The sequence below is a fragment of the Bradyrhizobium sp. McL0616 genome (assembly GCF_049993385.1).
In the GTDB taxonomy this organism is placed as follows: Bacteria; Pseudomonadota; Alphaproteobacteria; order Rhizobiales; family Xanthobacteraceae; genus Bradyrhizobium.
The window spans coordinates 1,762,478-1,776,866 of sequence record NZ_CP188255.1; the positions used below are offsets into that span (position 1 = coordinate 1,762,478).

General features: G+C 64.6%; 10 protein-coding genes and 1 pseudogene. 8 read left to right on the top strand and 3 right to left on the bottom strand.

What is annotated here, in order from left to right:
* The first annotated feature begins 14 nt into the window (after positions 1-14).
* The 8 genes and pseudogenes from ACPPVR_RS08580 (at position 15) to ACPPVR_RS08615 (ending at position 9,363) form a co-directional block, all read left to right on the top strand.
* Entirely contained in the window at positions 15-614 is a 600-nt protein-coding gene (locus tag ACPPVR_RS08580) for a CMD domain protein (RefSeq protein WP_426616054.1), read from the top strand.
* 14 nt (positions 615-628) lie between these two features.
* Positions 629-1,207 (top strand): alkylhydroperoxidase domain protein, encoded by a 579-nt coding sequence (locus tag ACPPVR_RS08585; RefSeq protein ID WP_426613793.1) that lies wholly within the window; start codon positions 629-631, stop codon positions 1,205-1,207.
* A gap of 61 nt (positions 1,208-1,268) precedes the next feature.
* The gene (locus ACPPVR_RS08590) at positions 1,269-2,426 is read left to right on the top strand and encodes an ABC transporter substrate-binding protein (RefSeq protein ID WP_426613794.1); all 1,158 of its coding nucleotides are present in this window, start codon (positions 1,269-1,271) and stop codon (positions 2,424-2,426) included.
* A gap of 53 nt (positions 2,427-2,479) precedes the next feature.
* Positions 2,480-4,303 (top strand): ABC transporter permease, encoded by a 1,824-nt coding sequence (locus ACPPVR_RS08595; RefSeq protein ID WP_426613795.1) that lies wholly within the window; start codon positions 2,480-2,482, stop codon positions 4,301-4,303.
* The gene (locus tag ACPPVR_RS08600; RefSeq protein WP_426613796.1) at positions 4,303-5,142 is read left to right on the top strand and encodes an ABC transporter ATP-binding protein; all 840 of its coding nucleotides are present in this window, start codon (positions 4,303-4,305) and stop codon (positions 5,140-5,142) included. The genes ACPPVR_RS08595 and ACPPVR_RS08600 overlap by 1 nt, the downstream gene beginning before the upstream one ends.
* Positions 5,139-5,873: an ABC transporter ATP-binding protein gene (locus tag ACPPVR_RS08605; RefSeq protein ID WP_426613797.1), complete on the top strand. Its 735-nt coding sequence runs from the start codon at positions 5,139-5,141 to the stop codon at positions 5,871-5,873. Before ACPPVR_RS08600 ends, ACPPVR_RS08605 begins: the two co-directional genes overlap by 4 nt.
* A gap of 113 nt (positions 5,874-5,986) precedes the next feature.
* Positions 5,987-7,057, top strand: coding sequence for a HoxN/HupN/NixA family nickel/cobalt transporter (locus ACPPVR_RS08610; protein ID WP_426613798.1), 1,071 nt, complete (start codon positions 5,987-5,989; stop codon positions 7,055-7,057).
* A pseudogene (locus ACPPVR_RS08615) lies at positions 7,038-9,363 on the top strand (TonB-dependent receptor). The gene ACPPVR_RS08610 and the pseudogene ACPPVR_RS08615 overlap by 20 nt, the downstream one beginning before the upstream one ends.
* Positions 9,364-9,370: 7 nt before the next feature.
* Here the strand turns inward: ACPPVR_RS08615 and ACPPVR_RS08620 are convergent.
* From ACPPVR_RS08620 to ACPPVR_RS08630, 3 genes are all read right to left on the bottom strand, one after another.
* The gene (locus ACPPVR_RS08620; RefSeq protein WP_426613799.1) at positions 9,371-10,882 is read right to left on the bottom strand and encodes a helicase HerA domain-containing protein; all 1,512 of its coding nucleotides are present in this window, start codon (positions 10,880-10,882) and stop codon (positions 9,371-9,373) included.
* A 102-nt stretch (positions 10,883-10,984) separates the two neighbouring features.
* Positions 10,985-11,803, bottom strand: coding sequence for a YkgJ family cysteine cluster protein (locus ACPPVR_RS08625; protein ID WP_426613800.1), 819 nt, complete (start codon positions 11,801-11,803; stop codon positions 10,985-10,987).
* 631 nt (positions 11,804-12,434) lie between these two features.
* Entirely contained in the window at positions 12,435-13,499 is a 1,065-nt protein-coding gene (locus ACPPVR_RS08630; protein WP_426613801.1) for a ketopantoate reductase family protein, read from the bottom strand.
* Positions 13,500-14,389: the final 890 nt, after the last annotated feature.

Below are 14,389 nucleotides of genomic sequence, written 5' to 3' on the forward strand. Positions count from 1 at the left end.
CATGAGGCTGCATGATGAGTACCAAGGATATCATTGACACGCTCGCCGGGATCGAACCGGGATCGGCCCTGGACGCCATCCGCGCGAAGCGCGTGCAGGCGCGCGACAACGCGCAGAAGAGCTATCTCTCGTTGTTCGAGCCGATTGACGCCAGCGAGGTCTCGCTTGCGGAGCGTGCTGCGGTCGCATTCTTCGTTGTCGGTCTCCATGGCGAATCCCCGGTGACCGCCTTCTATCGCGCGAAGCTTGCGGCGAGTGCGAATGGCGCGGCGCTGGTCGAGGCGATCGACGCCGAGATCGCGCGGGGCAAGACCTCGGGGCCGTATGGCTCGTTTCCAGCAGGCCCGCTGTCGGCGGAGAACACGGCCGGCTTGATCTATCGCGTCAGTGCGAACGGCAAGTCGGCGCTCGGGGGCCGGCTCGTCGCGGCGCTCGAACATGCGCATTTGCTGGTGTTCCGGCCGCGCGACGCAGCGTCGGCCGACATGAAGGCGCTGCTTGCCGCCGGCTGGTCGAACACCGGCATTGTCACCTTGTCCCAGCTCGTCGCGTTCCTGTCGTTTCAGGTGCGCGTCGTCAGCGGCTTGCGCACGCTCGCCGCGGTGAACGCTTAAGAGGAAGCTGCATCATGAGCGCCACCGTCAATCCGCCCGTCGTCTTCACCCAGGATGAACTCGGATGGGTGTCCTGGATCGAGCCGCTGCCCGAGGCCGAGCTGACCGAGCGGCATTTCGCCGGCCTGGTGGATCGGTCCCGTGCCAAGTCCGAATATTTCCGGCTGCTGGTGCGCGATCCCGAGGTGCTGGAAGCCCGCACCAAGACCGACAAGGACATCTTCTACAACGTCGCTGACGGCCTGCCGCGCGCCGAGCGCGAGCTCGCGGCGGCAGCCACCTCGCGCTACAATGGCTGCATCTACTGTGCGTCCGTCCATGCGCGATTTGCCAGCACCTATTCCAAGCGCCGCGACGATGTGCAGCGGCTGCTCGACGAAGGCGTGGGCGCCGATCTCGGCGAGTGCTGGAATGCCGTCGTCAAGGCGTCGGTCGCGCTCGCCGCGACGCCGATCGCGTTCGGGCCGGACAACATCGCGGAGCTGCGCCGCGCCGGTCTCGACGATGCGGAGATCGTCGACGTCATCAACGGCGCGTCGTTCTTCAACTGGGCGAACCGGCTGATGCTGTCGCTCGGCGAGCCCTCGAAATAGGCATCTTCACTGGCACAAGAATTGCCATTTATCTCTAACATCTGACGGGATGGAGCCGTGCATGAGCAACATCAATCGCCGAACCCTGGTCAAGGGCTCGCTTGCCGCCGTGATGGCGGGAACAACATTTTCGCGCGCCGCCTTCGCTGACACCTCCGAGCCGATCCTGCTTGGCGTCAGCGGTCCGCTGACCGGACCGAACGCGCAATATGGCACGCAATGGAAGCAGGGCTTCGATCTCGCGCTGGACGAGATCTTGGCGAACGGCGGCGTCAACGGCCGCAAGCTCGCCTATAGCTTTGAGGACAGCCAGAGCGATCCGCGCCAGTCGGTCGCGATCGCCCAGAAGTTCGTGTCCGATCCCAAAATCGTCCTGGAGCTCGGCGATTTCTCGAGCCCAGCCTCGATGGCGGCCTCGCCGATCTATCAGCGCGGCGGGCTGGTGCAGTTCGGCTTCACCAATTCGCATCCCGATTTCACCAAGGGCGGCGACTTCATGTGGAGCACCTCCGTCAGCCAGGCCGACGAGCAGCCGCTGCTGGCGGCCTATGCCGTGAAGAAGCTTGGCCTGAAGAAGCTCGCCGTGCTGCACCTCAATACCGATTGGGGCCGCACCAGCCGCGACTACTTCACCAACGCTGCCAAGGAATATGGCGCGGAGATCGCAGTCACTGAGGCCTACATCGCGGAGGAGCGGGACTTCCGCTCGACGCTGGTTCGCGTCCGCGACGCCAATCCGGACGGGCTGATCCTGATCTCCTATTATTCGGATGGCGCGTTGATCGCGCGCCAGGCACGCCAGGTCGGACTGAAGCAGGTGATCTGCGCGGCAAGTTCGGTCTACTCGCCGAAGTTCCTGGAGCTTGGCGGCGAGGCCGTCGAGGACGTCCATGTTGGCACGCGCTACTTCCCGGAAGACCCGCGGCCCGAGGTGCAGAAATTCATCACGGGCTTCAAGAAGAAGTACAATGGGCTCGAGCCCGACGCCTTCAACGCCTATGCCTATGACGCGATGAACATGGCGGCCGCCGTGGTCAAGATCGGCGGTACCGACCGCCGCGCCATCCGCGATGCCTTCACGAAGGTGAAGGATGTCTCAAGCGTCATCTTCGGCACGGCGACGTTCGACGTCGCGAGCCGTCGCGTCAAAGGCGCGATGAATGCCGAGCTCGTCGTGCGCAAGGGCCAGTTCGCGCTCTGGGACGGCAAGCCGACCTGACATGATGGCCGGAGCCGTTGCTCCGGCCTTTCTCCCTTTATTAGGAACGCTGCGTGTCTTCCTGGCTCGACTACACGATCAACGGGCTGATCGTCGGTAATGTGTACGCCCTCGTTGCAGTCGGGCTCGCGCTGATCTTCGGCGTCAGCCGGCTGATCAACTTTGCGCAAGGGTCGATCTATCTCGTCGGCGCCTATATCGGCTGGGTCGCGGTGGTGCAGCTGCACACGCCGCTGCCTCTCACCATCATTGTGGTGGCGGTGGTGGCTGCGCTGGTCGGGCTGATCATCGAGCGCTTCGGCTTGCGTCCACTCCAGAACTCGGTGCGCATCGCGCCGCTGCTCGCGACGATCGGCATCAGCTTCGTGCTCGATCAGCTGGTGATGCTGACCTTCTCGCCCAATCCGCGCGCGCTGCCGAGCCAGCTGCCGGACCTGCGCTTCCAGGTCGGCGGCGGCACGATCGGGCCGCTTGATCTCTTGATCGCCGGTGTCGGCCTCACCAGCGCGATTCTGCTGTTCGTGTTCCTGCGCTACAGCAAGCTCGGCTGGGCGGTGCGCGCGGCCTCCCAAGACCGCGATGCGGCGATGCAGATGGGCGTCGATGTCAACCGCGTCAATCAGGCTGTGTTCGGCATTGCGGCTGCGCTCGGTGGTGTCTCCGGCCTGCTGGTCGGCATGTACTACAACCAGATCGACACCGCGATGAGCCTTCAGGCGACGCTCAAGGGCGTCGTCGCTGAAGTCGTCGGCGGCGCCGGCAATGTGCCGGGCGCCGTGGTCGGCAGCCTGCTGCTTGGCCTCGTCGAGAGCTACGGCGTCGCCGTGTTCGGTACCAGCTACCGCAATCTGTTCGCGTTCCTGCTTTTGGTCGTTGTGCTCGTGCTGCGGCCCAACGGCCTGTTCGCCAGCGCGCGGCAGGCGCCGCCGGAGCCGCTCACCGGCACTTTCATCGCGCCGAGCCGGCCCGTGCGGATTCCGCGCTGGGCCCTGCTGGTCGCGGTCGGCGGCTTTGCGATCCTGCCGTTCTTCCCGGTGTCTTTCTACGTGCTCCAGACCCTGATCAACGCCTGGCTGCTCGGCATGCTCGCGCTCAGCCTGACGCTGGTCGCCGGCACGATCGGCCAGGTCTCGCTCGGACACGCGGCCCTGCTCGCAATCGGCGCCTACACCTCCGCGCTGCTGTCACTGACTTTCTCCGTCCCTGTCGGCCTCGCCATCATTGCCGGCGGCCTGATGAGTGCCGCGCTCGGCACCGCGCTGATCTCGCCGTCGTTCCGCCTGCGCGGGCATTACGTCTCGATCGCGACGCTCGCGATCGGCGAGATCGTGTCGCTGGTGATCCTGAACTGGGAAAGCGTCACGCGCGGCCCCATCGGCATTTCCGGCATCCCGCCGCTGTCGCTGTTCGGCTATGAGCTGATCAGCCCAACGTCGATCTACTGGTTCAGCTTTATCGTGATGGTCGCACTTGCGTTGCTCCAGGCGCGCCTGCTCTCATCGCATCTCGGCCGCAGCTTTCGCGCCATTCGCGACGACGACATCGCCGCGCGCGCCTATGGCCTCAGCCTGAACCGCTACAAATCGCTCGCCTTCATCTTCGGCGGGTTCGCCGCCGGCGTCAGCGGCGGCATCGCCGCGCATCTCTATTCCTACATCAACCACGAAACCTTCAACACGCAGCAATCCATCCTGGCGCTGACGGTCGTGATCCTCGGTGGGCTCGGCAATGTCGTCGGCGCGGTCGTCGGATCGGTGGCACTGGTCGGCCTGCCGGAAGTGTTCCGGATCGCGGCAGAGTACCGCATCCTGATCTACGGCATCGTGCTCCTGCTGCTGGTGCGGTTCAGGCCGCAGGGCCTGCTGGGGACGATCTGATGGCGGATACGCTTCTATCCCTGCGTGGGCTGACGCGCCGTTTCGGCGGCCTGACTGCCGTCGACGGCATCGATCTCGATCTCGCGAGGGGCGAGCTGATCAGCATCATCGGCCCCAACGGCGCCGGCAAGACGACGCTGTTCAATCTTGTGACCGGGCTCGATCGGCCTGATGCCGGCAATGTTCGTTTCGAAGGGCGGGACATCACCGGTCTCTCGCCCGAGCGACTCGCGGCCCAGGGCATCGCTCGCACGTTCCAGCTCGGCCGCGTCTTCGGCAATCTCAGCGTCATGGACAATGTGCTGATCGGTGCGCATACGCGGCTGCGTGCGGTGAAGCCGGCCGTTCCGATCATCGGCCCGCTGCTGGAATTGGGATTGGCGCTGCTGCGGCCAGCCAGCGTCAAGGCGGAGGAAGAGCGGCTGCGCGAAGAGGTGAAGGCCATTCTCGCCCGCTTCGGCGAACGGCTGCTGCCGCGGATCGACCAGCCCGCCTACAGCCTGTCCTACGCCAACCGCCGCCGCGTCGAGATCGCGCGCGCACTGGCGCTGAAGCCACGCCTCTTGCTGCTCGACGAGCCGACCGCCGGCATGAATCCGAGCGAGACCGCCGAGATGCAGGGCCTCGTTGCCGAGCTGAAGGCGGAAGGGCTGACCATCCTGCTGATCGAGCACAAGCTGGAGATGGTGATGCGCCTCTCCGACCGCGTCATCGTCATGGACGAGGGCAAGAAGATCGCGGAAGGCGCCGGCGAGGCGGTCCGCAATGATCCCAGGGTGATCGAGGCCTATCTTGGCCACGGCCTGTCGGGGACGGCCGAGCAGGAGAGTGCGGCATGACGACACCCGATCCTCTGTTGACGCTGTCTAATATCAACACCTTCTACGGCCAGGCCCAGGTGCACTTTGATCTCTCGATCACGGTTGCGCGCGGTCACATCGTCTGCCTGCTCGGTGGCAATGCCAGCGGCAAGTCCACGACCATGAAGATCATTCTCGGCCTGGTGAAGCCACGCTCGGGTGAGGTGACGTTCGACGGCGCCTCGCTGATTGGCCTCACCACGCCGCAGATCGTCCGCCGGGGCATCGCCTCGGTGCCGGAGGCGCGACGGCTGTTTGCGGATATGAGCGTCCGCGAGAACATTTTGATGGGCGCCTTCGTGCGCAACGACCGCGACGCGGTGGCGCAGGATCTCGACAAAATGCTGACGCTGTTCCCGAAGCTCGGCCAGCGACTGTCGCAACGCGCTGGTTCGCTTTCCGGCGGCGAGCAGCAGATGGTCGCGATGGCGCGCGCGCTGATGAGCCGGCCGCGGATGATCGTGATGGACGAGCCGACCATGGGTCTGTCGCCGCTCTATGTCGATCGCGTACTCGAGCTGATCCGCACCATCAACCAGGAGGGCGTCTCGGTGTTCATGGTCGAGCAGAACGCCAGCCTCGCGCTCGAGATCGCGCACGAGGCCTATGTGCTCCAGACCGGCAAGATCGTGCTGTCCGGCTCGGCGCGCGCGCTGAAGGATGACCCTCGCGTCCGCGACGCCTATCTCGGCGGCGCTGAGGCCGCGTAGCGCGGCCATGCACGAAAACTGTCCCGGTCGCCCGGGATTGCACTGGTCCGTATGATCATTCTATGAAAATATCATACCGTTGACGCAATGAGGCGTGCGGCGGGATAAATTTCGTGACGAGATGGACTTTGCGAGCGGTCGAGCCCGCCCCCGTGCTGCTGTTCGGCGGGCTCATCGCCGCCAACATCGCCGCATGGATCTGGGCCTTCGCGCTGTTTGCCGACCGGCCCACGGTGATGGCCACCGCGCTGCTCGCGTGGGTGTTCGGCCTGCGCCATGCCGCCGATGCCGACCACATCGCCGCCATCGACAATGTCGTGCGCAAGCTGATGCAGGCGGGCGAAGCGCCCCGAAGCGTCGGCCTCTATTTCGCCCTCGGCCATTCCAGCGTTGTCGTGATCGCGACCATGCTGCTCGCCCTCGGCGTGGTCAGCCTTGGCGGCGACAGCCTGCTCAGGGATATCGGCGGTCTGATCGGCACCTCGGTGTCGGCGCTGTTCCTGCTGGTGATCGCAGCCATCAACTTTGCCATCTTCGTCGGCCTGTGGCGGACGTTTCGCGTCGCGCGGGAGCAGGGCGTTCATGACGCCGCGCAGCTCGATGCGCTGCTTGCGAACCGTGGCTTTCTCGCGCGCCTGCTCGGCCCGATGTTCCGCCTGGTGACAAAGCCCTGGCACATGCTTCCGCTCGGACTGATGTTTGGGCTCGGCTTCGACACCGCGACGGAGATCGGCCTGCTCGGCATCTCTGCCACCGAGGCCGCGCACGGCGCCTCGCTCGCCGACGTCCTGGTCTTCCCCGCTTTGTTCGCCGCCGGTATGGCGCTGGTCGACACCGCAGACTCCGCGCTGATGGTCAGCGCTTATCGTTGGGCCTTCGTCGATCCCTTAAGAAAGCTTTGGTACAACCTCACCATCACCGGCGCTTCCGTCGCGGTCGCGCTGTTCATCGGCGGCATAGAGGCGCTTGGGCTGATCGGCGAACGTCTCGGTCTTTCCGGCGGCTTGTGGGCGCTGGTCGATGCGCTCAACGAGTCGCTCGCCAATGTCGGCTTCGCGGTGATCGCACTCTTTGCGATCGCCTGGCTCGTCTCCGCCGTGCTCTACCGTCGCATGTCTGCGGATGACGAGCGCCGTGCCGCGCCAAAAGTCCTGGAATGCGCCGATGCGACCGAGGCGGGCTGAGCTCGGCCGTCGCTGCGGCGCGCGGACGGCACTCTCGGCTTTCGTCCTTCTCGCAGATGGCGGCGAGACCATTGCACAGGATAGTGACGCCTCGCACCAGCTGCCACCGATCCAGGTCACTGGCGGCGAGACACCGCGTCAAAAGCAGCCGTCGATCCCACGACGCGCGAGCAGACCGGCCGCGATCAGCCGTGTCATCGCTCAGCCGACCCCAGCTCCGGCGTCGTACGCCGCCAGCGTCGCCGTCAGCGTCGCCTCCGGCGCAAAGGGCCCGCCAGGCATGGCGAGCGAGCTCACCGTCTCCGGCGAAGCGCTTAATGCCCGCACCTTCATGCGACCGGGCGAGGCGCTCGAAGCCGTGCCGGGCCTGATCGTGACCCAGCACTCCGGCGAGGGCAAAGCCAACCAGTATTTCTTGCGCGGCTATAATCTGGACCACGGCACCGATTTCGCGATCACCGTCGACGACGTTCCCGTCAACATGCGGACCCACGCGCACGGGCAAGGCTATGCCGATCTCAACTGGCTGATCCCGGAAACCATCGCCGCGATGGACGTGCGCAAGGGGCCGTATTTCGCCGACGAGGGCGATTTTGCCTCGGTCGGCAGCATCCACATCAGCCTGATCGATCGCACTGAAGAGGGCCTCGCGCAGATCACCGTTGGCAGTTTTGGCTATCGCCGGTTGCTCGGCATGGACTCCGCGAAAGTCGGCGATGGGTCACTGCTCGTCGCCGGCGAGATCGGCACCTACAACGGCCCCCTGGGACAATCCCGACAATGTGCGAAAGCTAAACGGACTCGTGCGCTACAGCCAGGGCACCGCGACGGACGGTGTGTCCGTCACCGGCATGGCCTATGCGAACACCTGGAATTCGACCGACCAGGTGCCGCAGCGCGCGATTAAAAGCGGTCTGCTCGACCGGTTCGGCTCGGAGGACCCGAGCGACGGCGGCAACACCAACCGCTTCGCGCTCTCGGGCCGCGTGGCGCAGAGCGACGATGCAGGCTCCTGGAAGGCCAATGCCTATGTCGTGAAGAGCCAGCTCGATCTCTTCAACAATTTCACTTATTTCCTCAACGATCCCGTGTTCGGCGATCAGTTCCACCAGCATGACGACCGCCTGATGGCGGGCGCCAACATCTCGCGTACGCTGAACGGCTCCTTCACGGGACTGCCGATGCAAACGACCTTCGGCCTGCAATCGCGCTACGATGCGATCGATCTGGCGCTCTCCAACACGTTTCAGCGCAGCTTTCTCTCCGGCATCCGCAGTGACAAGGTCGGCGAAGGCAGCGTCGGCGTCTATGCCGAGAATACCGTGCACTGGAGCGACTGGCTCCGGACCACTGTCGGCTGGCGCGGCGAATATTATGTGGCTGACGTCACCTCGCTGTTCAATTCGAGCAATTCCGGCCACGTCGATGCGTCGCTCGGCAGCCCGAAATTCAGGATGGTGCTCGGGCCTTTCAACCAGACCGAATTCTTCATCGGCGCCGGCTACGGCATGCACTCGAACGACGCGCGCGGTGCGACGACGACGGAAGACCCGAGCGATCCCGCCACAAGGCTCTCGCCATCGCCGCTGCTGGTGCGCACCAGGGGTGCCGAAATCGGCGTCCGCACGAGGATCATTCCCGGCCTCGATTTCTCGTTCAGCGTCTTCATTCTCGACCAGGATTCCGAGATCCTGTTCTCCGGTGATGCCGGCGACACCTCGGCGACCCGCGCCAGCCGTCGTTACGGTTTCGAGTGGACCAACCATTATCGCGCGCAATCCTGGATCGACATCGGCGCCGATCTGGCGATGACGCATGCGCGCTTTCGCGGTTATGACAGCGACCAGGCGCAGGCCTATGCCTCGCTCGGCGGCTATCCCGCGGCGCAGATCGGCAATGCGCCCGGCAATTACATTCCGAACGCTCCGACGATGGTGGCTTCCGCTGGCATCGCGCTTGGCGAGAAGACCGGCTGGTTCGGGACCTTGCGCTGGCGCTATCTGGCGTCGAGCCCGCTGACGGAAGACAACGCCTTTCGCTCATCCGCAACCAGTGTCTTCAACGCCCGCCTCGGCTATCGCATCGACAATGGCTGGCGCATCCAGCTCGACGTGCTCAATCTCTTCAACTCCAAGGCGAACCAGATCACCTACGCCTATGGCTCGCTGCTCAAGACCGACACGCTCACCAATCTCTGCAACGGCGGTACCGCTCCATCAGCGGTCTGTCAGAACGGCGTGATGGACTACGTGCTGCACCCGGTCGAGCCGCTGACTTTTCGCGTAACGGTGGCGGGCGCGTTCTAAACCGGACTCAGGCAGAAGCTGCGCTCGGAGCCTGCTCCACCGGCAGGTCATCCGCATTGGGATCGCCCGGCGCCGTCGCCCAGGCGAGCTCCACAAGCGTCACGAACCTGCGTCCAGCGCCGTCGAGCTGGCAGACGATCAGGCCCTGCTCCTCCATGTAGCTGAGCAGGCGCTGCGCCCGGCGCAGCGAGTGCGAGCCGTAGGCGCGGGCGATCGCGGCATCGCCGGGGCAGGGCCAGCCTTCCTTGGCGGCGCGCGCGATCATCATGAATACGCCTTGCATGTCGTCGGGCAGGATCGAGGCGCGCAGCGACACCTCCTGCCAGGCGTCGTCGTCGGCCAGATCAGTGCCGAGCCCGGCGCGCGCGTGCGTCAGCATGCGGCGGAAGTCATTCAGATCAGGTACCGCCGAGCCAAGGCCCTCGATGCGGCAGCGGACCACGAACTCCTGGTAGAGCATGCCGATGGCGCGGAAGCCGGCATCGGGCGCGGCGAGCACGGCGCGAAGGGTCCGATCCACGCGCTCGCGTCGCTCCGCGAGCTCCTCGGCACTGACCGGCACCTCGACCACCTCGGGCCCGATCTCCGGTGCAGCAGCCTTCGCGGCGCGGAGCTGTTCGAGCAGGTCCGGTGCCGGCCGGCGCTGCGGCCGGCTGGCATCGGGCGGCGGCGCGGCCAGGATCACCGCGCGCATGTCCTCAAGGGTGGCTTCCGGCATCGGCATCAGCCGCGGCGTCGAGTTGCGCGCGTGGGTATCGGTCGGGCCGATATTCAAACGCAGGGGACGGCGCGACAGCGCGGGGCCGAGCGCCATGAACTGTCCACGCTCGAGATCGCGAAAGGCTTCCGCCTGCCGCCGCTCCATGCCGAGCAGATCGGCGGCGCGCGCCATGTCGATGTCGAGGAAGGTGCGGCCCATCAGGAAGTTCGAAGCTTCCGCCGCGACGTTCTTGGCGAGCTTTGCCAGCCGCTGGGTCGCGATGATGCCGGCAAGCCCGCGCTTGCGGCCGCGGCACATCAGATTGGTCATGGCACTGAGCGATAGTTTTCGCGCCTCGTCGGAGACCTCGCCGGCAACTGCCGGCGCAAACAGCTGCGCCTCGTCCACCACCACCAGCATCGGATACCAATGGTTGCGGTCGACGTCGAAGAGCCCGCCGAGGAAAGCCGCCGCGCGCCGCATCTGGTTTTCGGCATCGAGACCTTCGAGATTGAGCACGGTCGAGACCCGATGCAGCCGCGCGCGCTCGCCCGCGACCTGAAGGCCGCGCTCGGTGTGGTCCTCGGCCTCGATCACCAGGTGGCCGAAATGCTCGGCCAGCGTGACGAAATCGCCTTCGGGGTCGATGATGGCCTGCTGCACCCAGGGTGCGCTCTGTTCCAGCAGCCGTCGCAATAGATGCGACTTGCCGGAGCCCGAATTGCCCTGAACCAGGAGGCGGGTCGCCAGCAGTTCCTCGAGGTCCATGGCCGCCGCGGCGCCCGCCGTGGTCTGCCCCATCTCGATTGCAACCGTCATGTCCGACTCAGACCCCGTCCTTCGCGGACTGCGGCTTATCAACCTGATCGGGATGCGTCGAGCGAAACAGGGCGAATCATGCCGCGTTGCCCACGGCGGAGTTCAGGCGAGATTCGACAACAGCAGAAGTGCAGGCCGATAGGGCGGGGTGGGATCGTCGTCCTCATTCGCGGGGATAGCGCAGGACCCGAATTCCTGCCTAATCCGCTCGATCTCGGCGATGCGTTCGTGCAGCCGCTGCAAATGCTCCGGCGAGTTCGCCCTCCAGAACCGGAAGGTGTCGGCTGTGAGCGGAAGGAACGCAGTTCCGAACAGCGTCGGTTCGGGAACGATGGTGCGCCCGAGCAGCAGGAACTTGTCGGCGCCGGAGACGACGAGGGTGGCATAACCGCGGTTTCCGATTCGCCTGATGCCGTTCAGCGACCATTCGGCAAGCTTGCTGAAATACGGCTCCTCGCGCCAGCGATCGGGGCAATCATCGTCGACCGTCACGTTGACCGCGTCCTGGCTGAAATGCACCACGATGCCCGCCCTTGCGGGAAACCAGTCGTCGTCCAGATGGCCTTGCAGCCAGGCGCAGACGAAGGACCGGCACATCTGCGGGCGGCGCTCATAGATGGTGCATCCCGTGCCAGCCTGCCAATGCATGCACAGCTGGTTCACCGGCTTGTCGACGCCGGCGACCTCAAGGATATCGCAGCAGGCGTTGCACGACCCGCATTGTCGAGCGGGCCCGGTCGTCTTCGGCAGACCGGTCGGTCGAAAGCCCTGGCCATCGCGAACCAGGAGCTTCTGCTTCTCCAGCGCATTCAACGCACGCTCGATTTTGAGGCGGGACAGTCCGGTGGCGTCAATCACGCCTTTCATCGTCGTCGCGCCCGCCTCCATCGCGCGGACGACGCTCAGCATCGCCTGATCCATTTTTTTGCTGTTCTTGTTCTTGTTTTATTTTTCTTGTCTGGCGTATCGAACGTCAGCCGCGGAACCCGTCGCCGAAAATCGGCATCCGAAGCATGACGTCGCCGAAGAAATATTCGGGAGCAGCATGTTGCTCACGCATAATCGGAGAGACAAGAAGACGAGCCCGACATACGCGCATGCAGCTTTGCGCAAATGAAGGATCACGCATGAAGGAGCGCGAGCTCGTTCGCATCGCGACGGGCGGGAACGTGATCCGATCTGGATCAATTCGCGCGGTAATAGCTCACTTTAGTATCGTGCGTGGTCGAGATATGACGAGCAACATGCATTTGCGTCACGCAGACGTGATATTTTTAGGTAAGTGCGAGAGAGAAGCGCGGACGACACGATTGCGTGATGCCTGAGATGCAGCTGCCTCTTGTCAGCCGCAAGTGATGTCGTTGATGCGCGCAGTGAGCATCGGGAAGCGACTGCAGCGCTCGCACTGAGTTGGCTCCGTGTCACGCCGGGAACTCGGTGCCACTCTTCTCACGTGCGAAATGGCTATTGCGTGATGAACTCGACACGCGTCTGCGCATGCGACCAAAGTAGTGTATGCGACGTCGCAGGAGTGAGGCCGCGGCGCGTGCTCTTACTGCGCGCCGGAACCACCCTGCACGATCTTCTCGTTCAGCTTCTGGTCTACCGTCTCGACCGTGCGGTCGATCTCGGCGTTGGGCGCGCCGATCTGATGCGAGATCAGTTTCACCAGAAGGTCGACGCGTTCGATGAAGGGCGCGCCGCCGGCGACCGCGCGCGCCGCCGATGACGGCTTGAGCAGGCTCTCCGCGGCCTTGGCATATTTTGCGAATGGCACCTGGTCCTGCGGATCGGCGCCGAGGCGGCGCGCGATCGCGTCGACATGGTCGTAGATCGTCTGCGAGCGCTTAAGATCGCCATGCACGGCGTCGCGAATCGATTGCGGCTCATGCGGCGTGATACAGCGGTAGTTGCCGGTCAGCAGCATCGACCATTTCGCCAGCGGCACGAACAGGGAAGAGAACACTTTCAGCTTCACCGGGACGTCGTGGCCGTCGAGCGTCACTGCATCGATGTCCGCTTCGAGCTCGCGCAGCACCTTGTTGTGCTTGTCGTCGGCAAACACCGACGCCTTGAAATTCGTGGGCAGGCCGACATGAAGCACGTTCGCGGCTTCTTCCGGCGGACGGAAGGCCTGCGGATCGGGCGAGCACAGCGTCACCAGTCCGGGTTCGAACCGCTCCCACACCTGCGCATTGGTGTAGGCCTCCTCGAGATCCATGTCGGCCAGCGCCGGGATCCGCTTGAGATAAGGCAGCGGCGGCATGTTCATGATCGAGAGGCACGGCAGTTTCGCCGCGGCGATCCTGACCATGAGAACGCGAACGGTGTGGTTGGTGTATTGCGGCTCCTGCATCGCAAGGCCGACCAGATCGTAACGGGAGAGGTCGACGTCGGCGGGCGTCACCGCGTCCAGTTTGCCGGGCAGGTCGCGCGAGAAGATGGCACGGTGCACGGCTTCGTCGCGCAGCTTGATGCGCACCTCGGTACCTTCGCGATTGATCAGCTCCGCGGTCTTGGCGCGGCAAACCAGGGTCACGTTGTGTCCCGCCATCAGGAGCTTCGTGCCCAGCAGGGAGCCGTAGGAAGCTCCCAGGATCAGAATGTTGCGCGCCATGCCTCTTCCCTGTGACAAATCGTGCGATTTTTGCGCCCTGGCCGTTAGCTTGGGCGGATTGCGGGCATCTAAAGCGAAGTGCCCTGTGATGGCAACTGGGATAATGCATACAAGGCGGCGCCGATATTTTCCGTAGCCCGGATTGCGCTGCGCGCTCCATCCGGGCTGTGTCGGCCCGACGGGCAAAACACCTCGAGAGGACCGTCAAGCCGCTCGTGCAAAAATATTCCACTTTACCGAAATTCGGAATTGACGTATGTGTCGCCCATCCCGGCTCACCTTGAGGGGCGATCATGTGTCGTCACGTTTCGCGAGCCGGGCTTGCGGTGGACGCGGCAGCGTCGGCACGAGCGGCCAAGGGCAGGGCGGATTGCTCTCCGTGAGCCCAGGGCTTCGTGCGGATGAGCGGCGCTGAGGGGTCGTCTCGCCAACATTTTTCCGGCCGGGTGTACACCGACGGAGAACCCTGTGGCGGTCAGCGAACGTGCGTACGGCAAAACCGTGTGGTCCTTGCGTCCAGCGCTTTTTCCGGCCTGTCGGAAATGCCGGAAGCGCTCGAAAAGGTAGGCATAATTTGACTATCGCCGGACTAACGGAAGGCCCGCCCGAACCTGCCGGGACCCAATAGGCCCTGGTTTCACATGATGCGCTGGCGCGACCCATTCCAGTGCCGCTGACCCTATGGCCCGGCCGCGCTCTACGGCCTGTCCTGCGGCCTCGCCTATCTGCTGGCTCGGCCACTTGTCGTCTGCCGCGCGATGCTCGGCGCGGTACGTCGAGCACCCGCCCTCGACGCGAACGCCATCGACGGCGAAAGCGCCCCGCCGAGCGTGCTTAGCCCTCGCATCGGCCCTTGTGGATAATCGCCAGAGACCGCTGCTCACGCCGAC

Bases quoted from the DNA above. Each gene is read 5' to 3' on its own strand.
- ACPPVR_RS08600 (WP_426613796.1), top strand. From the start codon at position 4,303: ATGGCGGATACGCTTCTATCCCTGCGTGGGCTGACGCGCCGTTTCGGC.
- ACPPVR_RS08585 (WP_426613793.1), top strand. From the start codon at position 629: ATGAGCGCCACCGTCAATCCGCCCGTCGTCTTCACCCAGGATGAACTC.
- ACPPVR_RS08625 (WP_426613800.1), bottom strand. From the start codon at position 11,803: ATGGATCAGGCGATGCTGAGCGTCGTCCGCGCGATGGAGGCGGGCGCG.
- ACPPVR_RS08620 (WP_426613799.1), bottom strand. From the start codon at position 10,882: ATGACGGTTGCAATCGAGATGGGGCAGACCACGGCGGGCGCCGCGGCG.
- ACPPVR_RS08630 (WP_426613801.1), bottom strand. From the start codon at position 13,499: ATGGCGCGCAACATTCTGATCCTGGGAGCTTCCTACGGCTCCCTGCTG.
- ACPPVR_RS08580 (WP_426616054.1), top strand. From the start codon at position 15: ATGAGTACCAAGGATATCATTGACACGCTCGCCGGGATCGAACCGGGA.
- ACPPVR_RS08590 (WP_426613794.1), top strand. From the start codon at position 1,269: ATGAGCAACATCAATCGCCGAACCCTGGTCAAGGGCTCGCTTGCCGCC.
- ACPPVR_RS08605 (WP_426613797.1), top strand. From the start codon at position 5,139: ATGACGACACCCGATCCTCTGTTGACGCTGTCTAATATCAACACCTTC.